Below are 24,770 nucleotides of genomic sequence, written 5' to 3'. Positions count from 1 at the left end.
GGGTCTGGCATGATAAATTCAAGACCAAGGGCTCGGAGAAAACGAGAACCCTTTTTCCGATAAGACTCTGGAATGAAGATCGAACGGGAAACACTTCAACTTAAAGCCATTAAAACCCAGAAACACGCTGGGGGCGGTACCGTATTTCTGCCCTCGGGGTTGGGCAGTTTTGAGCTCAATGCCTTGCAGTTTTCCTATCTTGAAGTTTTCAAATCAGGATCTTCCATTGAGGGCCTGGTACAGTTTTTTCTGGGACAAGGCTGGCTTGTCAGCTTTCGCGAGCTTTACAGTTTGATTCAGTTTCTGGTTCAGGAGCGATTGATTTCAAATCAAAATGTCATAGACTATTTTAAGAAAGTGAACTCCGACGATTCACCTTTGGTTTTTAGCTCTATCGACGTGATGAGTGGTCGGCAGGTAAAGCCAGACCCCTCAACTCTGCCCTTCTTTCGGTCTTTAGAACCAAGTTTAGCTTCGTACCTTTTGCAAAAAGCCGAAGTGTTTACAGTGCCCCCAAATATTCGTATCACTCATTCGGGGCAAACCTCCCGCGATCTTTTTGTTTTACTAAAAGGACAGGCTTCTATTTACAAAGTGATTTCCGAAACACGCAGACAACTGGTCGCGACACTTGGATCTGGTGCTCTTTTTGGTGAGCGTGGATTTCTGTTAAATCAGCCGCGAAATGCGGACGTGATCACCAATTCTGCTTCCGAAGTTTTACGCGTTCACCATCTGCCGGCATACGACAACTTGATTAAGTCTGATAAAGCCCAAGCCCTGCAACATCGCTTTTGGGTAATGCAGGCCTTATTATCCTCGCCATTTTTTAAAGATCTCCCCACAGACAGTCTGGACGCTTTGATTTTCACAGGGCGCTTGGTGCAGGCTCCGGCGAATCAGGTGCTTTTCCGTGAAGGGCAAACTGGAAACACTTGCTACATCGTGATCCAAGGCTCGGTCGTGATCAGTCAAAAAGGTCAAAACATCAATGTTCTGAATCAGGGAACTTGTTTTGGCGAGATCTCACTTTTAGTTTCAGGCGGCGTCAGAACCGCAACCGTGACCACGCAAAGAGACACCGTGCTTTTAGAAATTGAACAGAATGCGTTTTATAAAACGTTGGCGCAGAACTTGGTTTTAGCCAAAGTCATCGAGACCCTGGCCGCCCAACGCATCGCCCGCGATCAGCAGGCGAAATAACTATTTAGCTCCACCTGCAAAGGCTTTTAGATTTTCGCCGGTCAGACGATAGACCGTCCACTCATCCATGGGACCCGCACCGATCGATTTATAGAAATCAATCGCTGGCTTATTCCAGTCAAGAACGGACCATTCAACACGTCCACAGCCTTCCGCCACAGCTTGTACAGCAAGAGCTTGAAGCAAGCTTTTACCCACGCCCTGCCCGCGAGTTTCTGGTAACACAAACAGATCTTCCAGATAGATTCCTTTGCGACCCAGGAACGTGCTGAAGTTATAAAAATACAACGCAAAACCCACGGGCTTGCTATCAAGTTCTGCAATCAGAACTTGCACCGGAGATTTATCCCCGAAGATTTGTTCTTCCAGCAATTGAGGAGTGGCGACCACCTCATGTGACAGCTTTTCATAATCCGCCAAAAGCTTGATGAAGTTTAAAATAGTAGAGATGTCAGATTTAAGGGCTTTACGGATTTGCAGTTTCATAGTTTTAATGAGCAAAGCTCTAAGGGCTTTACCGGAAAGTAGGAAAAGCTCTAAGGAGCTTTTCCTGGTTTAATAGAAACGACTTGGGAAACAAGTGTTCCGATTTTGATTTTAGCCTCAATACGTAAGATGTACTTGTGCTCGTCATCAGACAGCCAGATCAAGTTTTCACCAATAGGTTTAAACTTACCTTTCAGAGTGATATTTGGCTGCAGGACGATGGCTTTCATCGGCCCCAGCTCCGTATCCAAAACTTCTTTACGAATGGCTTTACCAGAGAAAACCAGGTTTTCTTTATCGTTAGAAACTCTGAAAGCGTATTCTTTCCCGATTTCCCATTGGAACATGCGCATGTAATAGATCGCGCTGTAAACATTCTGCGCGTACTCTTCAAGCTCCCACTGTTCTCTTTTTTCTTCTTCGCCGTCTTGCTTAGTGACTTTCTTTTCCCAGTAAGTCGCCATTTTTTTCACGTTATCGAAAAGCATTTTAGCTTCGCGCAACTGACCCGATTCCTTCACGTGCAGTTCGAACACCGTCGGCGTCACCGTTTCGTAATCCATGAAAATATCCACGTTATCTTCCACTGTGTATACGGAGGCAAACAGGGAAATCGTTTTAATCGCGATATTGTGCTTATAAGATTTGCGACCATTCACCGTGGCCATGGGCAAAGTTTTAAAACGCAACTCCCCCGCTGACATTTTAAAGTAAGAAACATCATGCACGACTTCCTCACCCACACGGAAAGGATCTACTATGGGACGACGTCCGTTAAAGCCAGCATCGTCTTCGATTTCTGGTGGACGACGAGTGGATTCAACAGGAGCAGGAGCAGCTGCTTTAGAGCCCTTTTTGATTTTTGATGGAGCTTTTTTAGGCTCTTTGAATAAAGGCGCTGGAGTTGCCGCGACCTTTGCAGACTTGGAGTCTTTGGAAGTTTTCGCCGGAGTGACCCGTGTGCTTTTTACACCTTCCGTCGGTTTTGCAGCGGAGGTGCTTTCGCTCGCCTCAACGGGAGCAGAAGGCTCTTCGATTTTTACCGCTTTATCGAATTCGTCGATCTTTTTTAATTGATCTTGCTTTTCGTACTTCAAAAACGAAGTCGAACACGCAGTCAAAAGAGAAAGTACAGCAATGCCTGCAAGCAACGAACACTTATTCACTAAAAGTCCTTCCATCGTCTGTGAACCCACATCCACTGTTCCGGATGTTTCCGCACGATCTCTTCCAATTTGTCAGAAAAAGACTGTGTCAGATTCACAATGCTCTGGTCCTTATCTTCAACGATTGAGGCGTTCAAGTCCATAGCTGGCTCGATAACGACATGAACTTTCCCGTCATTTCCCTCATAGGTGTAGATAGGCAATACCGGCGCTTTGGTTTTCTGCGCAAACAGAGCCAGACCATAGGCTGTACCTGTGCGCTTTCCAAAAAATGTGGTCGCCACCCCGAAGGGTTTTCCCATGTATTGATCAAGCACGAAGACCAAGCCAGAATTACGTTTCAATGCTTTCAGAATATCAAAAGCATTCGTCGGCCCATGGGCATCGATGTACTTCACTCCACCCGCACCACGAATAGAAAACCAAAGGTCATTGAACCACTGAGTTTTAAAACGTTTGGTAATAATACTGATATCCTGGCCGATAACGGATAAAGCATTCGCCGCCAGATCCCCGTTCCCCAGATGCAAAGTCAGATAAAAGAAACCTTTACCCAGGGCTTTGGCCTTTTCATAGTTTTCCAGACCTTCAAAAACCACATTCTGATCCACCCACTGGCGAGTCATGTTGGGAATAAAAAAGAATTCCCCAAAGTTATAGCCCAATTGATAAACTGACTCGCGACCGACTTTTTTACGTTGTTCATCGGTCCACTCAGGATAGGCAATCTGCAAATTACCAAGCACGATCTTTTTGCGAAATCCAAAGACGTCCCACCACAGAAAGCCAATCCAAGAACCTGAAAGTCTTTGAATTTTACGCGGTAAAACACTGCTAAAGAAGATTCCGATTTTAGCTAAAAAGCTGACCAATAATCTCATGCAGACGTCCTTTGTCTCCGAATTCTTCCACCTGAAGATTGGTGCTCCAAAGCAGCTTAGGATCCGGCAAAAGTCGACGAAGTTTGACCGCATCTTTGGAGGTCGTCACTAAATAGTCACAGCCGGATTTTTCAAATTCAGCGGCAATCTTTTGCGCATCCTCATTTGAATACTGGTGATGGTCACGATAGTGCAGGCTCTTTTTTGAGATCTCACCATAAGCACGCATCATTTTTTCAAAAACGTCTGGACGAGCAATGGCAGAGACCAGGAAAAGTTTTTTCCCCCGCAATGTCTCAGTCGGCAGAGTCAACTCTCCGTTATGGATATCGACAATCTCATAACCAAAATACAAAATTTCTTTACCCGGAGGTAAATGGCTTTGCACCTGTTTTAAACTCTGCTCGTCTGCAAGATTGCACTTTGTGAATAAAATTAAATCGGCACGTTGCAACCCATCCCAGGATTCACGACCGCGACCTTCAGGAACAACTTGATAGTTAGCCCAAGGTTCTGTTGCATCCAGAATCACGATATTAAAATCGCGGTGCAATTTACGATGCTGAAATCCATCATCAACCAAGATCACATCAAAGGGTCCATGATTTCGGGTCGAGTACTCGGCTGTACGCCATTTGCTGTCTCCAACAAAGACTGTCACTTCGGGATTGGCCTGCGCAAGTAATACCGGCTCGTCACCGTAATAGCGGGCCGCATGGGGATGTGTGACATCCACACGCACCGAAGCCGAGGCATCCGCACGATAAGAACGACTGACCACGGCCACTTTTTTTCCGTCACGCACCAAAGCTTTTAAACAGAAGTCCGTGATCGGAGTTTTCCCCGTCCCGCCCACTGTCAAATTTCCGATGCTGATCACTTTCACCGGCGCTTTGTAGGCACCGATCATTCCACGATCGTACATTGAGTTCTTAATACTCACGACACGTTCGTAAAGATAGGAAAGCGGTTTTAAATAAGGCTTCATACTGTCAGATACTCATCCAATGCTTTGACCACGCGGTTTGTGGCACCTTTATCACCCAAATGAGAGCGCAGAGACGCGAGATCTTTTTTCACAGAAGCTTTGTAAGCCGCATCGGTAATATAACGATCCAATAAGGCCGCCATATTTTCTGCCGTCACATCACCCTGGAATCGTTCAGGGACAGCTTCTTTGCCCAAGATCAAATTCACCAAGCCATAGTACTTGGTTCCGCGAACCAAAAGACGTGCAAAGATTCCGGTCAACCATTTCATTTTGTACATGATGACCATTGGTTTTTGCAAAAGCCCAACCTGCAACGTAGCCGTACCTGAAGCAACAAGCATCATATCCACCAAATGGATCATGCGGAATGGCTCATCTTTTAAAAGTATGTATGGCAGGCGGAAGTCTTCCAGATAGTCCTGCATTTTCTCTTTCGAGAAAGTAGGAGCTGTCAGAATGACGATTTTAAGATTCGCATGTTTCTTAGATAAAATACGTGCGGCATCCAACTGAATTTGGAAATGCTGTTTCAGTTCCAGACGACGACTGCCCGGCATTAAACCCAAAACGATTTCATCGTCACGGATACCTACTTGATTGCGATGAATCTTAAGATAAGACGGATCATCAATCAGGCGCTCGTCCAACTCATCCAATAATGGATGTCCCACGAAATCCACGGGCACGCCGTGCTCTTCGTAAAAAGGAACTTCGAACGGGAAAAGAACGAAAACTTTTTTGCAGTATTTTTTAATTGTGTGAACACGGCCTTTGCGCCATGCCCAAACTTGCGGAGAAATATAATAAACAACCGGAATCCCCATCGCGTGTAATTTCTTAGCAAGCATCAGATTGAATTCCGGATAATCCATGACCACGGCCACTTTAGGACGACGTTTTTCAGCTTCGCGAACAAGGCTGTCAAAAACCGCCTTCAGAGGTTTGTAGGCTGCGATAATTTCAGCTGCGCCCACCACGGCCATTTCTTCGGATTTACCCAGGCGTTCAAAGCCTAAGTTTTCCATGTCCTGACTGCCGACACCAAAAGCATGGATCTTACGACCCTGCTTTTTCCAGGTCTCAAGGATTCTTTGAGCATAAGTGACGCTGGAGGCCTCGGCGGCCACGAACAATACTTGATCCATTTACTTACCAATCATTTTTTGAATGTCTTCAATTGCACGCAAGGCTTTCAAACCATCAAGACCTGTCACCACAGGAACTTTATCGTTCAAAACTGCATCGACGAAAGCATCAGTTTCTTTTTGAAGAGCATCGGCTTTTTCAACAGTCCACTTCGTCACTTTCGTCAGCTCATCGCCGCCAGGACCCTTTTCAACTTTTTCAAGTTCATGAATGCCTGTGTTTGCAAACAGAGTGCAGTCGTCCTGGACAACGCGAACCGAGCGTTGTGCCACGGGCGCAATACGGCTGACCGTGATGATCGCGTGAATACCATTTTTCATTTTGAAAGAAATCGACGCTGTATCCAATTCTGGAGAAACTAATTTTGTACCGGAAGCCACGAAGGATTCTATTTCACTGCCCGTCAACCAGAACAACAAATCCATATCGTGAATTGCCAGGTCATGAAGAACGCTGACATCAGCACCGCGCGCTTTGTAAGGCGCCGTTCTGATCAGCTCGATCGTGCTGACATTCTTCATGTGTTTTTTAAGTTCATTCACTGAAGGGTTGAATCTTTCGATATGACCCACAGCCAATTTCACTTTGTGTTTTTCAGCCAAGGCCAACAATTCTTCGGCTTGAGGAACTGTTGCCGTGATCGGCTTTTCAACGTTCACGTGAATACCGTTTTGCAAAAACAATTTCGCCACTTCATAGTGACTCTGAGTACTGGCTGCAATCGTAACCAGGTCCACTTGACCAATCAGATCTTGAGGATGGTGAAAGCTTTGTACTCCAAGTTCTGCTGCGATTTTATCAGCTTGCGCCGGGAAATGATCACAAACACCCACAAGTTGAACATGGGGATTGTTTTTATACTTTTGAGCATGAAAGTTACCCAAGTAACCCACGCCCACAACGGCGCCACGCAATTTCTTACTCATCTTCTTGCCAGCCTTTAGGAGTTCTGTTCACCGCGATACCGCGTTTAGAAGAACGGATAAAGTTAATGAAATATTCAATGTTCGGGCTCATCGTGCATTCTTCTTGAATACGTTTGATGCCTTCTTCAACAGTGTGGGAACCCATGATCAATATACGAATCGCTTTATGCACGTTCGTGATTTCGGCACGGTCGTAACCTTTACGTGCCAAACCGATTTTGTTGGTCGCGCGAATTGTCGCGTAAGTCCCTTGAGCACGGCAGAATGGCAGAATATCTTTGTTAACGATGCTGCTGCCCGCGATGAAGGCCATTTTGCCGACTTTAGTGAATTGATTAAGTGCGCTCATACCACCGATAAATACGCCGTCAGCAATTTCACAGTGACCACCCAAATGAGTGTTGTTCGCCATAATAACGTTATTACCCAACTTACAATCATGACCCACGTGAGTGTATGCCATGAAGTAACAGTTGTTTCCGATTTCAGTTTTTTTATCACCTTTAGAAGTCGCCAAGTTCACAGTCGTGAACTCACGGAACATATTGTTGTTCCCGATGATAAGATATGTCGGTTCATTTTTATAAGAAACGTCTTGAGGAGCACCACCGATAACGGCACCTGGACAGAAATGATTGTTCTCGCCGATTTCCAAAATCCCGTAGCGAGATCCCAAAGTGACGTGACCTTCTACGTACGTACCTTTTCCGATTTTTACTTTACCTTGAATAAGGCAGTAAGGTCCGATTTCAACATCATCGGCTAATTCAACATCTGGGGAAAGGACGCTTGTAGGGTGTACTTTATAATTTGCCATGTAAACTGTATCCTAAATGCAACTTTGCTATGCTTGAATTTAAAAAGGGCCCCGTTAGGGCCCTTTGAGTTTTCAAAACTATTTTTCTTTCTCGTAGGCCTTAATCACTTCGTCTGTAAGGTCAGAGTCCGGAGTGGAGTACAAAACACCTTGGTTATTCTCAAGAACCAAAGTGTAACCTTTGTCCTTTGCCAATTTACCAATAACTGTTTTCATTTTAGTCAAAATTGGAGCCGTCAATTCGCGCTCTTTCTTTTGAATTTCCATCTGGCTTTTGCCTACGATATCACGGTACTTGATCATTTCTTCCTGGAATTCTGCTTGTTTTTTACCAAGAGCATCTTCAGATAGAACTGATTTTTTCTTTTCAAGATCTTCGCCCATCTTTTTCAGATCAGCTTCTTTTTTCTCAAGATCTTTTTTCTTTTTGTTGAACTCAGTTTCTAGTTCCGCTTTCGCTTTTTTACCTGCAGAAGTTGCTTGGATCGCTTTCTGCATGTCTACGAAGCCCACTTTGCTGTTTTCAGCCGCTTGAGCTGCCACTGTCATCATGAACACAGTCGCTGCGATAATCATTTTTCTCATAAAAAATTCCTCCATAAAATTTTAAACACTCAAAATCAAATTAGAAACTTGGACCAATCGAGAACTCAAACACCGAAGCATCGTGGTAATTCGGATCGCGGTTCAGCGGGAAACCCCACTCGAATCTCAAAACCCCGATCGGTGAATACCAACGAAGACCGAAGCCCACGTCTGCAAACCAGCTATCACTGGTCAGGACGTCATCAGCAGCACCCACGTCAAAGAATCCTGCACCCATGATGCCAGCATCTTTAACCAAAGGGAACTGCAATTCAGTACGAGCCATTGCCTGTTGAGTACCACCATAGAAACGCATCGCCTGAATTTCGGCTTGCTCAGCAGATAGTGGCGGATTAGTCACAGCCGGATTTGTTAGGTCATTATAAATTTTTTGAGATTTCTTCATTTTACCAACACGGTAAGAACGGAAACCACGTAGTGAGTAAGGTCCACCCAGCAAGTACAATTCATTGAACGGTACATCCTGTCCATCAATACCATCAATACGTGCGTACTGAAGGTCATTTCTCCAAACGACATCCCAGAAGATGTTTTTGAAGTAGTTGAATCTTGTGCTTGCACGGTTGTACTTCAGCTGACCGAAACCAGCATATTCATAAGATGCAGAAGCAAAGATACCTTTTGTTGGAGAGAAACGGTCATTACGCGTGTCGTATTCCAAAGTCCCCGTCAAAGAAATCGTTTCACCAGAGGCTGTCGCCAATGGGAACAAGTCCTGATCCGTGATCACTTTCCCAGTTGAATCCTTACGCTCGGTCAATTCTGACTTATCGTATTTCGCACGCAAGAAACCACGAGTGAATTCAGCAATAGGATGTCCCATACGAAGAGACATACCCGTGTGAGCCTCGTCGTAATCCACACGACCGGTATTCTGACTTCGGTAGAGATCGCCACCCAAAGACCATTCAGTGTCATTGAAGTATGGCTCTGTGAAAGACAAGCTATAGTAACTGCCCGTTCCGCTTAAGTTAACATTCGCACCCAAGTTTTGACCACGACCCAGGAAGTTCGATTGTTGTACCGAACCTTGCAACGTGAAACCTTGAGAAGTTCCGTAACCGGCACCCAATTGGATTTGCCCTGTATTACGTTCTTTAACCGCGATATCGACATTCATCACGTCTGTTTTTTCTGGATCCACAGATGTTTTAAAATTCACATCCTCAAAGAAGCCCAGACGTTGGATGTTTTCCAAGGACTGACGACGACGAGTTTCGTTGTAAAGCTCACCCTCGTGAACTTTCAACTCACGGCGAACAACCTTGTCACGGGTTTTGGAATTTCCGACGACGTTGATTTTACCAAAGTAAACTTTGGAACCTTTGTCGAATTCGAACACCAGGTCCATCTTACGTTCTTTATCGTTAGCCCGCGTGCGCGGGATCACATTGGCAAACGCGTAACCCAAGTCACCGTATTTTGCCGTCAACTCGCTGATGTCTTTTTGCAAAACTTCATAGGAGAAAACGCCGTTTTTATCGATCTTGATCGCTTCATAAAGCTCAGATTTCGGGAATAACAAGTCGCCCGCGAAATCAACATCACCGACGGAGTACTGCTCACCCTCTTCAACGTGGAAAGTGATGTAGATGTTTTTCTTATCCGGAGTCACCGTCACCTGAGGGCGATCCACTTTCGCCTGTACGTAACCTTGGTTATAGTACATAAAGCGAATGATCTGCACGTCACGATCGAAAGCTTCTTGCTTATATTGACCCGAGCCCGACATCGCCGAGAAGAAACCACCCTCTTGAGTGATCATTTTGCTTTTAAGCTCAGTCTCTGTCAGGTTTTTAGCTCCAAGGAAAGTCACCTTGCGAACTTTTACTTTGTCGTTTTCACGAATTTTGAAAACCAGGCGCACCGTTTCGTCTTGAGTGATGTTTTGAACTTCCGCTTCCACTCGAGCCAGAAAGAAACCTTTGTCTTCGTAAAGTTTTTGAACTTTCTCGACGGCTTCTTTTACTTTGGACATGTTTAACAACTGGTACGCTTTGATACCTGTGGCATCGGCGATATCTTCTGATTTGATTTCGCTGTTACCTTCATAAGTGATTTCAGTGATGGATGGTTTTTCCAAAACTTTATAGGTCAACACAGCTTCTTTGCCTGTGACTTGACGATCGACTTCGATGTTATTGAAAAAACCAAGCTTGAAAAGAGCTTCCACATCTGCACGAACAGTCGCAGCATTATATTCCGCACCCGCTTTAGATGTGATCTTAGTCAGAATGGCATCTTTTTCGATTTTGCGATTGCCGGCAACTTCGATGGATTTAATCGTAATGCCAGAAGAAGCTGGTTGAGCTGGCGCAGACGCCGTCGGCCCATTCTTCTTGGGAGTTTTTTTCTTGGGAGCCGCCATCGCAGTCGATGTGGCAGTAACTAATAACAAAGTACACAGAAGCTTAATCAAGTTCGAATCTCCAACCGAGAGGGACCTTTCACGGTCTCAATTTTCAAAAATCTCAAAGATTTCTCGATAGTTACCTTTTAAACTCGAAAATCGTAGCCCACGACTGAAGTCTAGTACATAAAAAAGCGACTGAGTGACTAGCGGCGGCACGGTGTCTAGAAATTGCCCCCCGTTAACGCTAACTGACTTGAACACAATTATTCCCTTCAAAACACCATCTTTTATACCGATTAGAAGTTAATCCATCAGAGGTGATATGATGATTTTTTTTGCACGACTATTAGCATTAGTTTTCTTCGCAGGTCTTGGCGCCTGCAGCTCAGTGTCTCTTAAAAACATCGATCGCTATCCAAACATTGTCGGCGGAACCGAAGTCCCAGCTGATCACTTGTTGGCTAAGAAAGTTGTTCTAATTTTAGGCACAACCCAAATGGGTGGCAGAGGATATTGCACGGGCATCGTTATCGACAAAGACATTGTCCTCACCGCCGCTCATTGTATCAATCCTGCAATCGTAAAATATTACGTCATTCCACATATCGATATGTCTCCAGAATCAGGCTATGACCGCGCCAGAGACTCCATTTCAGTTACGAAGTGGATCACCCATGAAGACTATGTCGATGAGGGAAACAAGCAATTCAACGACGTCGCACTGTTGAAACTAGAAAGACCCGTCCCGGGAGATTATGAACCGATTCCTTTGTATGATGGCAAAGCAAAACTTTCGAGTCAGGAAGTCACATTAGCAGGTTACGGCCGAACAACTGAGACATCCCGCGATTCAAGTTATCTGCGCTTTACTACAAAAAGCATCAAAGATGTTTTAGTGAACTATAAAGGAGAAAAGGGCGCGATGTATTTAACCAATGGTGAGGTTAAAGGCGCTTGCGAAGGTGACTCCGGTGGACCCGTGTTTTACGAAGTGAACCAGCAGATTCAATTGGCAGCCGTGATCTCCACCACTTTTGGTCCCGATGCGATGACATTTTGTCACGGCATCGTAAAAGCGATGTACGTTCCAGATTTCATTCCTTGGATTGAAAAGAATAAGCCGAGCTTAAGTCAGTAAACGGCTTGTTGGGTCTTAAACCCAAAGTCCGTCTTTCATTCTATAGACTTTAGGAAATCGTGTTGCGAATGTCAGATCATGAGTCACGATGACCAACGCCAACTTCATTTCTTCTTTTAAACGGAAGAACAATTCCTGAATTTTACCGCTGGTATTTGAATCCAAGTTCCCCGTCGGCTCATCCGCAAAAAGAATTTTAGGATGACGAACCAGGGCGCGGGCAATCGCCACACGTTGCAGCTCCCCGCCTGACAATTGATTCGGATAGTGCTCAGCCCGGTCCGCAAGGCCCATGAACTCTAACAGATGCAGGGCTTTTTCTTTTGCGGCCTTTGGCGCCTCCCCTGCGACACGGCAAGGAATCATGACGTTTTCTAGTGCATTGAATTCGCTTAACAAGTGATGGAATTGGAATACGAAACCCATTTCCGCATTACGAAATTTTGAAAGCTCCTCGTCATTCATCGCCAGCAAGTTACGACCCTCAAAAGTCACTTCCCCCATGGTCGGACGATCCAAAGTTCCCATGATTTGCAAAAGCGTGCTTTTTCCTGCGCCTGAAGACCCTAAAATCGCTAAAGCTTCACCACCATGGATCTCCATGCTAACGCCGCGAAGGATTTCCAGTTCGCCATTACCACTTGGATAAGACTTGTGAATATTGCGAACAGAAAGAAAATTGCTTGTTGGATTATTCATTTCGCAGTCCTTCCATAGGATTAAGATCAGCGCCCCGTTTTGCCGGAGCCAATGTCGCCAGAAAACAGATCAGCATCGTCGCCACACAAATAGCAATGGTGTCTAAAAAGCGGATATTCACTTGAATTGAATCAACACGGTAAACCGCACCGGAGATTAAACCCAGTCGGCCTTGAGCCCAATTGAAGAGCACACATAAAATCAATCCCAAAATAAAACCCAGGATCAAGCCCGCGGCCCCCAGGATAAGTCCTTGGGCAGCAAAAATTTTAATCACGTCTTTGCGACTGACACCCACGGTTTTTAAAATCGCGATGTCTTTAAATCTTTGCATCACATTCACAAAAAGGGAGGATGAAATATTAAAAGCCGCCACGAAAATAATGATGGAAACGACAAAGAAAATAACGGGACGCTCAACCGCCACCGCATCGAAAAGGTTTTCATTCGAATCACGCCAGTCGCGAACCCAATATGGAGAACCCAAAGCAGTGCTGATGCGAAACCCCGCCTCGCGAGCATAAGCAGCGTCATCAAATTTCAACATTAAGCCCGTATAACGGTCACCAATAGCAGCCACTTCTTGAGCGACCTTCAGGTCGATCATAATGAAGCGCTCATTCCATTCGTATTTCCCCAGCTCTACCACACCTTGCAATTTAAAGGTGCCGACTTTTCTGTTAAAGCTTGAGGGATCAGAGGAATCTGCAATGGGCAGAACCACACGGAATTGATCGCCAATCTGAAGGCCCATTTTTTTCGCAAGACCAGAACCAATGAGCGCCAACGGCACATCGGATGGCTGTGATAAATCAGCAGAGCCCTCTTTCACACGGCTTCCTAAATTCAACGTCTGGTTCACACGGTCTTTATCGATGCCCTCTAACAGCACACCTGAAATTTGCCCGTTGTGAGCCATGATGCCTTCCACAAAGACAAAGCGTGCCGCACTTACTAATTTGGGATCAGCTTTACGGATTTTTTCTTCCAGTTCGCGCCAGTCATCTGGAAAGCGTGAACGTTTAACGACTTGCACATAACCCGAAACATCGGTCATAGCCTTTTGCAAAGTCGTCTCAAAACCACTCATCACAGCCATGGATACAACTAAAGATGCCACACCCAAAACCAAACCAAATAAGGCCAAGGGAGCTGCTCCCCCGAACAAGGTTCTTTTTGAATTTAGTAATTTCCAGGCGATCCAGACGAGGGCGTTTCTATTCACGTGGGCTTCACTTCCTGATTCACCTGTTCTTTTAGGTAAGCCATGATAAAGCCATCCAAATCACCGTCCATCACGTCATCGACTTGATTGGTTTCATAATCAGTACGGTGATCTTTCACCATTTGATAGGGGTGCATCACGTAAGAACGGATTTGCGACCCCCACTCATTGGCTTTTTTAGACGAGTTCATCGCATCTTTTTCGGCATTGCGTTTTTCAAGTTCAATTTCGTAAAGTTTTGCTTTCAACATCTTCAAAGCTTTTTCACGATTTTGCACTTGGGAACGTTCAATTTGGCAAGACACGATCACACCCGTCGGGATGTGAGTCATACGAACGGCAGAGTCCGTTTTATTGACGTGCTGACCACCAGCGCCGCTGGAGCGATAGGTATCGACTTTCAAATCCTCTGGACGAATTTCGATATTGATATCGTCATCGACTTCGGCCCATGCAAACACGGACGAAAACGACGTGTGACGACGAGCATTCGAATCAAATGGAGAAATACGCACCAGACGATGCACGCCTGATTCCGCTTTTAAATATCCATAAGCATAGGGGCCTTCAATCAAAAGTGTGCAAGATTTAATCCCCGCACCCTCGCCTTCGGTCATCTCGATCACTTGAGTTTTATAACCGTGTTTATCAGCGTAACGCGTGTACATACGCAAAAGCATTTCCGCCCAATCACAAGACTCGGTCCCACCGGCACCAGAGTTGATAGAAAGGTACGTACTATTGCCATCAAGTTCTCCGTTAAGAACTCGTTTTAATTCTAATTCTTGAGCTAATTTTTCCAGGGAAGAGACTTCCGTTTTAACTTCTACGAAACTACTCTCATCGGTGGCTTCTGCTGCCATTTCCAGTAGAACTGAAGCATCACTCAATCGACTCGTAAAAGAATCAAACTCACCCACGGCTTTATCCAGCAGGCTTTTTTCCTTATTGAGCTTTTGCATTTCATCAGGCTTGCCCCACAAGGCAGGGTTTTCCGCCTGAATCGCCAGCTCATCAAGGCGCTTTTTCTTTTTATCTAGGTCAAAGATACCCCCGAAGCTCCTTGGCGAAGCTTTCGAGTTCGTTGATACGTTTTTTAACGTCTGAGGATTCAGTGATAATCGACATTTATATTCCTACTTCTGATCCAGTAGTCCTGGACCCGATTATAGTTATTTCTAAATGTCAGGGTGTCAAGTGGGGCTACGCAGCAAACGCTCAAAGATTGCATCTTGCAGATCGAACATCTTTTTCGCGTCTTTTTCATTCGTCTCGTGATCATATCCCAAGAGATGCAGTGTTCCGTGCAACAGCATGTAACCCAGCTCTTTTTGGAAAGTCAGCTTGTGTTCCTTCGCTTGTTTTTTCAGCACTTCAGGGCACAAAATAAGTTCGCCAAAACTGGAGGGATCCATCGAGTCAAATGACAAAACATCCGTGGCATAGTCTTTCCCACGGAATTCGTTATTGATCTTTTGTGCAGGTTTTTTATCTAAGAATACCAACGTCAACTCACGACGGGCTTTTTCAGCGTTTAAAACTTTACGCTTTTTAAGCTCGGCCACCACTTGATCCATCCATTCCTGAATGAATTTGCGGGGCACGGTGTGTTTCGATTCGTTGATGATCAGAACCTGCATACTATCCTTGTTTTGTCGTTGGCGTGGATTCACCCAACTGGCCACCGGCAGAGCGTGGGTAATCAATACGCTGATGGTATATACCCAAAAGGATGCGAATAAAAGCGGCTTCAACCTTGGAAATATCTTTCAGGGTCAAATTACACTCATCCAACTGCCCGTCAGAGAACTTTCTTTGCACGATATTTCTAACGATATTTTGCAGGCGCGCTGGAGTTGGTTCATCCAGGGATCTTGCCGCCGCTTCGATAGAATCCGCGAGCATACACAAGGCGGCCTCACGAAATTGAGGTTTTGGACCTGGATAACGGAAATCCTGATCGCTGATTTCTGGGTCTTCTTCTTTTTTAAGATCCAGAGCTTTATTATAGAAATAAGAGATTAACGTTGTTCCGTGATGCTGAATAATGCCGTCGATGATGGGCTTACCTAATTTATAAGCGACACCCATCTCCACCCCGTCTTTTACGTGGGCGATTAGCAGCGTTTTACTCATAAATGGCGAGATATGATCGTGCGGGTTATTGCCGGGTTTTTGATTCTCGATAAAGTAGTTCGCGTGCTCCATTTTACCGATATCGTGGTAATAGCACATAACTTTACCTAGCAAGGAGTTCGCGCCGATCTCTTCGGCCGCGGCCTCTACCATCGAACCCACCATCATGGAGTGATGGTATGTTCCTGGGGCTTTTACGATCATATCTTTTAGAAGTGGATGATTTAGGTTTGAAAGTTCCAGAAGTTTTACGTCGGTCGTGTAATTGAAGATGGACTCCAGAAGCGGAATGAACATCATGGCACACAGGGAACTTAAGATACCACCGATGAAACCTGCTGGGATGGCGAAAAGGATTTCTCTTAAAGCACCCTCTTGATCAAAACGAGTCATCGTTAAAACGAAGGCAATAACCAAGGCATTCACGACCCCGGTTCTGACCCCGGCAAAGTAGATATCATTTCTAGTTTTACAATTAAACACGCCACGGGCCGCAGCGATACCGCCGATCATACTAAAAAGCATCAGGGCATAGTTGTAATCGACCATGATTCCCAGACACAGGGACACGAAAGCTGTATACAACCAAACGATCTCGCCTGATGTAATTAATAGGCCCACCAACATCGGTCCTGTCGCAATCGGAGCTGCGTATAGGAAGAACGTTGCCGGCAACAGGTGTCCTAGTTTTGAAACGAAGGCCGCGTCGATCACGAACAGGTATACTTTGGTGAAAAGGATCGTGCCAAAAGTAATCAGCATCATGACCATTAGGTCTTTGAAGTCGACTTTTACTCTGTTGAGACTGAAACGTTTTAAGTACGAGAAGAAAACGATAATAGCCATCGAAAGCATCAACGCCATTGCGAGTGCTGTCAGGTCCTTACGTTTATCGGAACGGATATTTTCGATTTGTTTTACGACCGCCATGTGGAAAGGCTGCACCACTGAGCCCTGGGCCACGATCACCTGATTCTTTTTGATAGTGATATTCACTGGAATCACCGCATCGCGCGAGGCTTGTTTGCGGCTGGCAGTTTCTTGTTTGTTCAGCGTCAGATTTGGTACCAAGAGCGATCTTGCGAAGTACAGGATATTGGCGCGATCCCCCTCTTGGAAGCGATCTAACTCTTTGCGGTCTTCCAGGGTGAAGTGATCAGGATCCTGGATATCCATGATTTCTGCGCGAGAGATGTTGAACTCACGACCCAGATTATTTCTGTGCACCACGCGGGCCACAACTGTCGTCTGCCCTGCTGGGATAAAGCGATCTGGGGCTTCGGCGATTTTTTGTTCGTACCAATTTTCCAGATTACGAATCATGATCGCTTCGATACGGGCGCTGAATTTGTTATCGATCAGCCACTCGTACATGAAGTCTGATACGCTGACGCCCAGTTCTGATTCAAATTCTTTTTTGTATTGGAAGAATTCTTTAACTTTCGCTCTTTGCGCTGCAGGCTGTTTTGGCCAGACCACTTCACGCTGATAGTTTCGCATCGTGCGGAAGGAATGGATCAGCCCCAGGGAGACTCTTTCAAAAACACTTGTATCAAAATCGTAAACGACTGGCACCGCGTACTCGGCCTTCATGCGCTTTTCTTCGGTCGTTACTTCGTCGGTCATTTCAAAACCGATAGGAGATGTGACATCGTATTTTGCCACGTCCCCGACATTGAAGTTATAAGGCACATCGAATTGATAAAAGATGGTGTAAGACAAAAGAACACAGTACAGGAAGATAAAAGCGGCCCTGCGCACGAAAAGTTTTTCTTCCAGCATATGCAATGCACGCCCGAAGAAAGTTTTTTCGAGGCCAATCGAATCAACCCAGTCCAAAAACTTTAGACTGTGATCTTCGTAATTAACCCGAGTCGCATGACTCTCATTTTTTTTTGAACCTTTACCACGCTGAGGCATAATACAGACTGTTGTCCTTATCCCGATTAGCGTAACGCTAATTAACTTAATTGTCGAAATCACTCTGTGTTTGCGCTAAGATAGAGCGGATTCCGTCAAAAAGTCGAGGCGCTGTATGGCAAAAACTCCTGCTGAATTACGTAATATTGAGTCCTTGGTCGAGATCGTCGCAAGTCTACGCGGTCCTGACGGCTGCCCCTGGGATAAAGAGCAGACTCACGAGTCTTTGACCCAGTATGCAATCGAGGAAACTTTTGAATTGGTGGAAGCTATTGAAAGTGCTCCCGCCGAGCGCGATCGCAAGATGAAAGATGAATTGGGCGATGTGCTTTTCCAGGTGATTCTTCACTCGCAGTTAGCTTCTGAACGTGGAGCATTTACTCTGGCTGATGTGATTGAAAATGTGGCAGAAAAGTTGGTGCGTCGCCATCCCCATGTGTTTGGCGATGTGAAAGTTGCTGATTCAGCCGAGGTCGTTAAGAACTGGGAAGAGATTAAAAAGAAAGAAACTGATATTGGCGGTGGCGCCCGTAGTGGGACCAGGCATGACTACGCCTTGAAAGTCCCACCCCTTCCCGCCTTGCAACGCGCTTATAAAATAGGCAAACGCACCGAGAAGTATAAATTCGACTGGGAAAACGTTGAAGGCGTGATGTTGAAGGTCGAAGAGGAATTCGATGAATTGCGCGAGGCTTTGGATAATGACGTGGATTCAGAGATCGAGCACGAGCTGGGGGATGTTTTATTTTCTTTAGCGCAGTTAGGACGTCATTTAGGTATGGAGCCTGAGCAGGTTCTTCGTAAAGGCAATACTCGCTTTGAGGAGCGGTTTAATAAGATGGTTGAATTCGCCTCTGCGGATGGCAAAGACTGGGGCGCTTTGAATGTTGAAGAGAAAGAACAGTTTTGGTTGAAAGCTAAGGCGGCTCTTAAAAAATAGTTTTACTGGGGGCTAAATCTATATGAGGAAGCTCCTTACCTTTCGCTATTCGCTCCTATTTCCCTATTAATTCTTTTTATTTATTCACCTATTCTCTATTCTCTATTCTCTATTCTCTATTCTCTATTCTCTATTCTCTATTCTCTATTCTCTATTCTCTATTCTCTATTCTCTATTCTCGCTATTCTCTTTTTCGCTTTTTCTTTTCCCGATTTCTTCGATCTTCTAACTACTCTCTGCGGCTCTCAAACACAATTTCCCCATTCTCTATTTCACAAAATAGCGCCCATCTATGAGCGCCGCTATCTAGAGTTTTAACTAATAACCACTCCAGCCTGTTGTCTATAGCGGAGTCTATTATGTTGACCACAGAGCGCTTGCAAATTTTCTTCTGAATTATCTCCGCCCGCCCACCTCGGAATAATATGATCCACTTGTAGGCCCATTTTACTTTCGCAGATCAAACCGGTACTCTTATCCACGTACTGGCAGCAGCGATCGCGCATTAAAACGAATTGACGAGTTTTCGGCGTGATCGTTTTATTATGACTCGCCATAGACACCGTTTCGGTGTTTTTGATTTGCATTGCTTCTTTATTTGAAGCCCCAATTCCATTGCAATCGACAACACTTCCTTCTCGCTTGTTCAGAAGAACTTCCCTCAGATCCCTTACTCCACCTGCCGCCGATTCGACACCTTTCGAACTAGCACCATTTGAGTTAGCACATTTCGAACCTACTTCTTTCAATCTGATGAACTGACTGCAAAGAACTTCGATTAGGCCCGCCAATGAATGATCCCGATTCTGCTGCAGCAGATGAAATCCAAGCTCTTGTGACTTCACCAACAATTCATATTGTTCTTTTGAAAGCGTCAATTGCAGATGAACCGATTCATCCTTTTGAACCAGCTGTTTTTCCGTGGGCTTTAAGGGCAAATCCAATGCAGAGGAAAGTTCCTTCTGCGTATCCCAACAGTTCTTGCCATCAACCCGCGCAAGCAAAGAAGCTTTCTCCTCCAATGACACATCATACTTTTGAACTCGCTCTTTCTGCTTTATAGCGCTTGAAACCTGGCACAACTGGGACAAATTCAATCTACCCTCTTCCACTTTGGCCGCCATTTCAGGTACGTCTCTTAATAAACGAGCCGCATACAGTCTCTTTTCCGCCGCCGTTTTGCTATAGCCGTGCGTGTGAATTAAATAGCTCAATGTAGAATCAAACCCTCGCTCCAAGAATAGTCTTCGTGAATCTATTTCTTTTACGTGCTCAAGAATGATATGCAAAATCTTGCGCTCGTTCGTTACAAACACTTTAAAGCTAGCTTCTAGTTCATCATTATTCATCTTGGAAAGTTTGTTCATATAATTCCTTTCGATGAGATTCTTATAGCACGGGTTTTCCGGAGTAATTTTACAGTGGCCTTGAGATCAAATTTAAACTGCCGATAAAAAGCGTTAAAAGCCTTTCCTGCATGGATAAACAGGCATTTTGTATTTTTTAAATTCAACAGAGAGATCGATCGAACAAATCAATCCTCGCAAGAGGAAAATCACGTCAACATTTTTTATGTTACAACTTTTTCAATGACATCGTGTAGACACCGTTTCGGTGCTAATCCTCTCAGCACTCAGGGATTTAAACATAAAAAATATATCAAATATGAAACCTAAGAATACAGCTCAGGGAACTAATAAATCTGAACAATGCAAATTACACTCATCACACCGTTTTATCGAAGAATACAAATTGAAAATAGAAAGTACTGACAGTCGACGGGATTGATAGATGATAGATGATAGATGATGGATGATGGATGATGGATGATGGATGATGGATGATGGATGATGGATGATGGATGATGGATGATGGATGATGGATGATGGATGATGGATGATGGATGATGGATCTTTCAACGACATTTGCCAGACTTGCAATTCAAAATAAACAAATAGAAAAGATAGAGCTAGTGAGCCAAGAGTGAGTTAATGAGTTAATGAGTTAATGAGTTAATGAGTTAATGAGTTAATGAGTTAATGAGTTAATGAGTTAATGAGTTAATGAGTTAATGAGTTAATGAGTTAATGAGTTAATGAGTTAATGTAAGTCCCCATCTCACAAACTGCAAAAAAATAAAACCCGCAAAATAAAATATAATGATCCCATTAGACAAAAAATCCCAAATACAATTTCTGTCGAACTCTTTTTCCAAACATCACAAAGACTCCACATCAATAATCTGAACATCTGCAGAAAGCCTTTCCACTTCCACAAAAATTTACGCCCACATTCCGTACGGGTGAAAACAAAGTCGACCGTTTTCAGCGAAAACCCCTCCCCGTTCCCAGCAAACGGTCTCAAGAAATGTAAGTGAAATTCGTCAAAAAGTTCGTCATATTCGAGGAACTTCCTAAAAAAACACAGACTTACCCCGAGTTCTCAAGAAATATTTCCGGTAAAACGTCCAAAATGTTGACGACTGAAAATTATTTTTACCTTGGTGTTTGAACTCACCATCTATGATTTCAATACTTTACCGCGTCTCATAGTGAAACCGTTTTTGAATAAAAAAATAAAATCACTAGGTTGCGGTCAATTTCAGTTTTGTCACTAATTAAACGAAACTGAATCCATCACGAACATGGTGGGGCTCAGGAGGGCAAACCGTATGATCAATCAAATCGCTCGCAAATCAGTAGTAGTTGCTTCAGCGCTAACAATGCTAGCTGGTTGCGGAAAAAGTGGAGGAACATACTCAATCCTCGCTGATTCAGATTCGTATAAGCAGGAAGCTGTCTACGTTCCAAAGAAAATCGATATCCTTTGGGTGATCGACAACTCTGGTTCCATGAAAACATCTCAAGACAACTTGGCTGCAAACTTCCAGTCCTTCATCGCTCGCTTTAACCAAAACAACAGTGACTTCCACATGGCTGTGGGTACAACTGATGCTTGGGAAAAACAGTTCAATGCGAACTCACTTAAAGCAAGACTTAGAGATGGCGTTGATTCCACGCACTCGGGCGTGTTTGTTATGGATAAGAACACTCCTAACTTAAGCAACGTCTTCATTACTAACGTAAAACAAGGTATCAATGGTAACGGTGACGAACGTGCATTTGAAAGTATCAAACAGATCCTGAATGACCCGTTCAATGCAGGTTTCCGCCGTCCAGATGCAACTCTAGCAATTATCATCGTATCTGACGAAGAGGACTTCTCTCAGTCAGTAAGTACTTTCAGCGAAAGCTACACGAACAGTAAATTGTACCCAGTACAAAACTATATCGACTTCTTGGATGCTTATACTGGTGGTACAACTGGCGGCAGAAACTATTCTGTTTCCAATATCGCGATTCAAGACACTGCTTGCCGCGATCAATTGAAAACTGACAAGTTCCCGACTCGTTACCATGAAATCACTAACAAAACTGGTGGTATCAACGGTTCCTTGTGCTCGAACTTCGGTACAACTCTTGAGTTGATCTCTGATTCCATCATCCAGTTGTCGAGCTCTTTCAAACTGACTCGCGAGCCGATTCCAGAATCGATCGTAGTAACAGTTGATGGCACAGTGGTTCCACAAGACTCCGTTAACGGTTGGACGTATGATGCCGCAACTTTGACAATCACTTTCCATGGCAGCTCAGTACCGAATGCGAACTCTAACGTGAAAATCAACTTCGATCCAAAATCGATCAAGATCTAAGAAAAGGATTGTGTAATGGGTGGGGAACAATCTGCAGCAGCAAATCTTGAGCAATGGTACATACTTCGCGGGGACATGAAATATGGTCCCTACGAATACAGATCCATGATCTCAATGATCCAAAACGCTGAGCTTCAAGATTATAACTATGCTTGGGCTCCGCATCTTGAAAACTGGACACTCGTTGGCGAGCTTCCAGAATTCTCGAAAGACCGCTTGGCGCGTTTGATCCAAACAAAGGATCACTTGTCCGGCGCTTTCATTGAAAGAAAATTTCCGCGTAGAGATTTGAAAACTCCAATCTACGCGCACAACGATCACTCATTTTTTGATGGTCACACTTTGTCCGTAAGTGAGAACGGGGCTTTAGTTCTGTTGAACGATCCCCTCCTCTACTTAGGTCAAAAAATTATGCTTCATTTCAGAAGTTCGGATGTAAATCCTGTAGAATTTAATGTTCTATGCGAAATCGTCCGAAAGAATTACTCGAAACAAAGACTTAACGTGAAATCCGGCTTGCACTATGCTGTTCGTTTCCTCCAAGTGCCAGAAGCTGGTTCGGTTCAATTAACTAAATGGGCTCGCGGTGGCGGTTCCAAGGGGGAAACAAATGGCATTCTTAAAGTTCATGAATGAATCTGGCGTCGTAGGCTGGTTAATTCTTCTTACTGGTATCGGTTCATTAGTACTTGTCGCAGAACGTGCGAAAATGCTCTATAAAGAGTACGGCATGAATGTGGACGAGTTCATGGGTAAAATCCAAACTCTAGTTCTAGCTAAAAAATTAGATGAAGCTTTGCTTCTTTGTGCGCAACTTGAAAAGAAGCCTCTTGCGGCAGCTTTCAAAACGATCCTTGAAAAAGCCGATCGTGATGACGACACAATCTTCCAAGCACACGATATCGCAATGGCTGAAAACGTTCCATTGTACACGAAACGTCTACACTACCTTTCCATGCTAGCCAACGTTGCTACATTGATGGGTCTTTTGGGTACGATCCACGGTCTTATCCTTTCGTTCCAAGCGGTAGCATCAGCTGACCCTGCAATGAAACAACAGTTGTTGGCACAAGGTATCTCCGTATCCATGTATACAACAGCGTTGGGTCTTGCGGTTGCGATCCCTGCGATGGTGTTCTTCTCTGTCCTAACTTCACGTCAAAATGAATTGCTGGAAGAGATGATGGAAAAATGCGGTAAGTTGGCAGAGTTGTTGACAAGCGCACACATTCCAAACTTGTCTCGCCAAAACGTATTCCCAGACCACGTTGCTGCTCCGGTAGTAACTCCTCCATCTGCTCCAGGTAAGGCTTCTTAATTGAAGCCTTCGGGCCTAAAGTCAAAGATGGATCTTTAATTCTTATTGGGTGGGTATATGAGACGCGGAAAAAAGATTAAAATTAATCATAACAGTGAGTTCGAGTTGGACTTAGCACCACTGCTTGCCGTGATGGTAAAGTTGGTTCCAGTTCTGTTGTTATCGTCTGCCTTTGTGCAAATGATGGTGATCGAAACTGAACTTCCCCAAGTCGTAGCCGAAGCTATTCAGCGTAATGATCAAGATAAAACGCCAACTGTCGTCGCTATCGAAGTAGACCCAAAAGTGGGATATACAATCGTCGTGACTAAAGCTGGTAAAGAAAACACAGAAACGGTCCCGTTGAAAGACGGATCTTATGATTTGCCTTCCCTTCACCAAAAATTGGTTGAAGTCAAAAAGGCCAATCCTGAAGTTTTCAAAATTGAATTAAACCCTGAAGCAAAAGTTCCATACAATGACATCGTCAAAGTAATGGATGAAGCGCGCCAGGCACACGATAAGACAGTGACCTTCCCTGTCTTCGATACGAAGCAAGGGAAGACAGTTGAAACCAAGTATATGTTCCCTGAAGTTATCTTCTCGAACATGATGGAGGGCTAGTTTATGGCACGCCGTCGTCCGTATGAGCTTCCAAAACAGAAATCGACATTCGGTTTGAACATCACTTCGATGACCGACATGTTTACGATTTTGCTAGTGTTCCTATTACAAAGCTATTCAACTTCCCAAGTCGAGATTTTACCAGAATCCAACTTGCGTTTGCCGACTTCGGCAACAACTGCGAATCCAGTGGAAGCTGTTAAGATTTCTTTGTCGAAGGATGCTTTGAAGATCGACAAAGATAAAATCGCAGACGTTAAGAACGACGAGTTCTTAGCCCAGGACCTTGAGTCCACTGATGCGAACTTTATTAAACCATTATTCGAAAAACTGGACCACATGGCCAAGAATTCAACCGAAAAGGAAAAGTGGGTAAAAGAAGGAAAAATTCTTTTACAGGCTGATAAAGACCTTCCTTATGCGACACTTCGCAAAGTGATGTACACAGCATCTATGGCAGGCTTTCCTCAGTTGAAATTGGTGACTATGGTCGGAGAATAAACT

The 24,770-nt window shown here is 44.5% G+C and carries 23 protein-coding genes; 8 read left to right on the top strand and 15 right to left on the bottom strand.

All coding sequences use genetic code 11. The features are described 5' to 3' along the window. Window positions 1–72 precede the first annotated feature (72 nt). Complete coding sequence (locus DOM22_RS07875) at window positions 73–1,203, top strand: cyclic nucleotide-binding domain-containing protein (RefSeq protein WP_142699839.1); 1,131 nt, start codon at window positions 73–75, stop codon at window positions 1,201–1,203. On the opposite strand, the gene DOM22_RS07870 is transcribed toward DOM22_RS07875, so the two are convergent. The 9 genes from DOM22_RS07870 to bamA all read right to left on the bottom strand — a co-directional run bounded on the left by DOM22_RS07870 (window position 1,204) and on the right by bamA (window position 10,641). After that, a complete protein-coding gene (locus DOM22_RS07870) occupies window positions 1,204–1,689 on the bottom strand; it encodes a GNAT family N-acetyltransferase (RefSeq protein WP_142699838.1) in 486 nt (161 codons plus the stop codon). Between the two features lie 50 nt (window positions 1,690–1,739). Next, window positions 1,740–2,870, bottom strand: coding sequence for a DUF3108 domain-containing protein (locus tag DOM22_RS07865; RefSeq protein WP_246845896.1), 1,131 nt, complete (start codon window positions 2,868–2,870; stop codon window positions 1,740–1,742). Next, a complete protein-coding gene (locus DOM22_RS07860; protein ID WP_142699836.1) occupies window positions 2,855–3,736 on the bottom strand; it encodes a lysophospholipid acyltransferase family protein in 882 nt (293 codons plus the stop codon). Before DOM22_RS07860 ends, DOM22_RS07865 begins: the two co-directional genes overlap by 16 nt. Continuing rightward, window positions 3,708–4,724: a tetraacyldisaccharide 4'-kinase gene (lpxK, locus tag DOM22_RS07855; protein WP_142699835.1), complete on the bottom strand. Its 1,017-nt coding sequence runs from the start codon at window positions 4,722–4,724 to the stop codon at window positions 3,708–3,710. Before lpxK ends, DOM22_RS07860 begins: the two co-directional genes overlap by 29 nt. Continuing rightward, window positions 4,721–5,872, bottom strand: coding sequence for a lipid-A-disaccharide synthase (gene lpxB, locus DOM22_RS07850; protein WP_142699834.1), 1,152 nt, complete (start codon window positions 5,870–5,872; stop codon window positions 4,721–4,723). The genes lpxK and lpxB overlap by 4 nt, the downstream gene beginning before the upstream one ends. Further along, window positions 5,873–6,799, bottom strand: a complete 927-nt coding sequence (locus tag DOM22_RS07845; RefSeq protein ID WP_142699833.1) for a Gfo/Idh/MocA family protein — start codon at window positions 6,797–6,799, stop codon at window positions 5,873–5,875. It abuts the gene before it with no gap. Continuing rightward, entirely contained in the window at window positions 6,792–7,616 is an 825-nt protein-coding gene (lpxA, locus tag DOM22_RS07840) for an acyl-ACP--UDP-N-acetylglucosamine O-acyltransferase (protein WP_142699832.1), read from the bottom strand. The genes DOM22_RS07845 and lpxA overlap by 8 nt, the downstream gene beginning before the upstream one ends. A gap of 78 nt (window positions 7,617–7,694) precedes the next feature. Next, window positions 7,695–8,201, bottom strand: coding sequence for an OmpH family outer membrane protein (locus DOM22_RS07835; RefSeq protein ID WP_142699831.1), 507 nt, complete (start codon window positions 8,199–8,201; stop codon window positions 7,695–7,697). Window positions 8,202–8,241: 40 nt separating this feature from the next. Continuing rightward, window positions 8,242–10,641: an outer membrane protein assembly factor BamA gene (gene bamA / locus DOM22_RS07830; protein ID WP_246845895.1), complete on the bottom strand. Its 2,400-nt coding sequence runs from the start codon at window positions 10,639–10,641 to the stop codon at window positions 8,242–8,244. Between the two features lie 256 nt (window positions 10,642–10,897). On the opposite strand from bamA, the gene DOM22_RS07825 reads away from it, so the two are divergent. Then, window positions 10,898–11,713, top strand: coding sequence for a trypsin-like serine protease (locus tag DOM22_RS07825; RefSeq protein ID WP_142699830.1), 816 nt, complete (start codon window positions 10,898–10,900; stop codon window positions 11,711–11,713). 15 nt (window positions 11,714–11,728) lie between these two features. Here DOM22_RS07825 and DOM22_RS07820 read toward each other — a convergent pair whose 3' ends face one another. The 5 genes from DOM22_RS07820 to DOM22_RS07800 form a co-directional block, all read right to left on the bottom strand. After that, window positions 11,729–12,412 (bottom strand): ABC transporter ATP-binding protein, encoded by a 684-nt coding sequence (locus DOM22_RS07820; protein ID WP_142699829.1) that lies wholly within the window; start codon window positions 12,410–12,412, stop codon window positions 11,729–11,731. Continuing rightward, window positions 12,405–13,637, bottom strand: coding sequence for an ABC transporter permease (locus DOM22_RS07815; protein WP_142699828.1), 1,233 nt, complete (start codon window positions 13,635–13,637; stop codon window positions 12,405–12,407). Before DOM22_RS07815 ends, DOM22_RS07820 begins: the two co-directional genes overlap by 8 nt. Next, a protein-coding gene (gene prfB, locus DOM22_RS07810; protein WP_371716664.1) for a peptide chain release factor 2 occupies window positions 13,634–14,765 on the bottom strand; the annotation gives its coding sequence in 2 pieces (ribosomal slippage) (window positions 13,634–14,683 and window positions 14,685–14,765; 1,131 coding nt in all). The genes DOM22_RS07815 and prfB overlap by 4 nt, the downstream gene beginning before the upstream one ends. A gap of 65 nt (window positions 14,766–14,830) precedes the next feature. Next, window positions 14,831–15,277, bottom strand: a complete 447-nt coding sequence (ybeY, locus tag DOM22_RS07805; protein WP_142699826.1) for an rRNA maturation RNase YbeY — start codon at window positions 15,275–15,277, stop codon at window positions 14,831–14,833. Between the two features lies 1 nt (window position 15,278). Beyond that, window positions 15,279–17,693, bottom strand: coding sequence for an HD family phosphohydrolase (locus DOM22_RS07800; protein WP_142699825.1), 2,415 nt, complete (start codon window positions 17,691–17,693; stop codon window positions 15,279–15,281). A 115-nt stretch (window positions 17,694–17,808) separates the two neighbouring features. Between DOM22_RS07800 and mazG the strand changes: the two genes are divergently transcribed. Beyond that, window positions 17,809–18,633: a nucleoside triphosphate pyrophosphohydrolase gene (gene mazG, locus DOM22_RS07795; protein WP_142699824.1), complete on the top strand. Its 825-nt coding sequence runs from the start codon at window positions 17,809–17,811 to the stop codon at window positions 18,631–18,633. Between the two features lie 314 nt (window positions 18,634–18,947). On the opposite strand, the gene DOM22_RS07790 is transcribed toward mazG, so the two are convergent. Continuing rightward, on the bottom strand, window positions 18,948–20,000 hold the full coding sequence (locus DOM22_RS07790; protein ID WP_142699823.1) for an HNH endonuclease: 1,053 nt from the start codon (window positions 19,998–20,000) through the stop codon (window positions 18,948–18,950). Between the two features lie 1,304 nt (window positions 20,001–21,304). Here DOM22_RS07790 and DOM22_RS07785 point away from each other — a divergent pair. The 5 genes from DOM22_RS07785 to DOM22_RS07765 are packed head-to-tail and all read left to right on the top strand — an operon-like array spanning window position 21,305 to window position 24,767. Continuing rightward, window positions 21,305–22,345, top strand: a complete 1,041-nt coding sequence (locus DOM22_RS07785; RefSeq protein WP_142699822.1) for a hypothetical protein — start codon at window positions 21,305–21,307, stop codon at window positions 22,343–22,345. A 15-nt stretch (window positions 22,346–22,360) separates the two neighbouring features. Next, complete coding sequence (locus DOM22_RS07780) at window positions 22,361–22,981, top strand: PilZ domain-containing protein (protein WP_142699821.1); 621 nt, start codon at window positions 22,361–22,363, stop codon at window positions 22,979–22,981. After that, window positions 22,956–23,663, top strand: coding sequence for a MotA/TolQ/ExbB proton channel family protein (locus DOM22_RS07775; protein WP_142699820.1), 708 nt, complete (start codon window positions 22,956–22,958; stop codon window positions 23,661–23,663). Before DOM22_RS07780 ends, DOM22_RS07775 begins: the two co-directional genes overlap by 26 nt. 57 nt (window positions 23,664–23,720) lie before the next feature. After that, entirely contained in the window at window positions 23,721–24,266 is a 546-nt protein-coding gene (locus DOM22_RS07770) for a biopolymer transporter ExbD (RefSeq protein WP_142699819.1), read from the top strand. Between the two features lie 3 nt (window positions 24,267–24,269). Continuing rightward, the gene (locus DOM22_RS07765; protein ID WP_142699818.1) at window positions 24,270–24,767 is read left to right on the top strand and encodes a biopolymer transporter ExbD; all 498 of its coding nucleotides are present in this window, start codon (window positions 24,270–24,272) and stop codon (window positions 24,765–24,767) included. The last annotated feature ends 3 nt before the right edge of the window (window positions 24,768–24,770 follow it).

The organism is Bdellovibrio sp. ZAP7, assembly GCF_006874645.1.
Taxonomy (GTDB): Bacteria; Bdellovibrionota; Bdellovibrionia; order Bdellovibrionales; family Bdellovibrionaceae; genus Bdellovibrio.
Note: the sequence above shows the minus strand (reverse complement) of the source record. Positions and strands in the feature narration are given on the sequence as shown.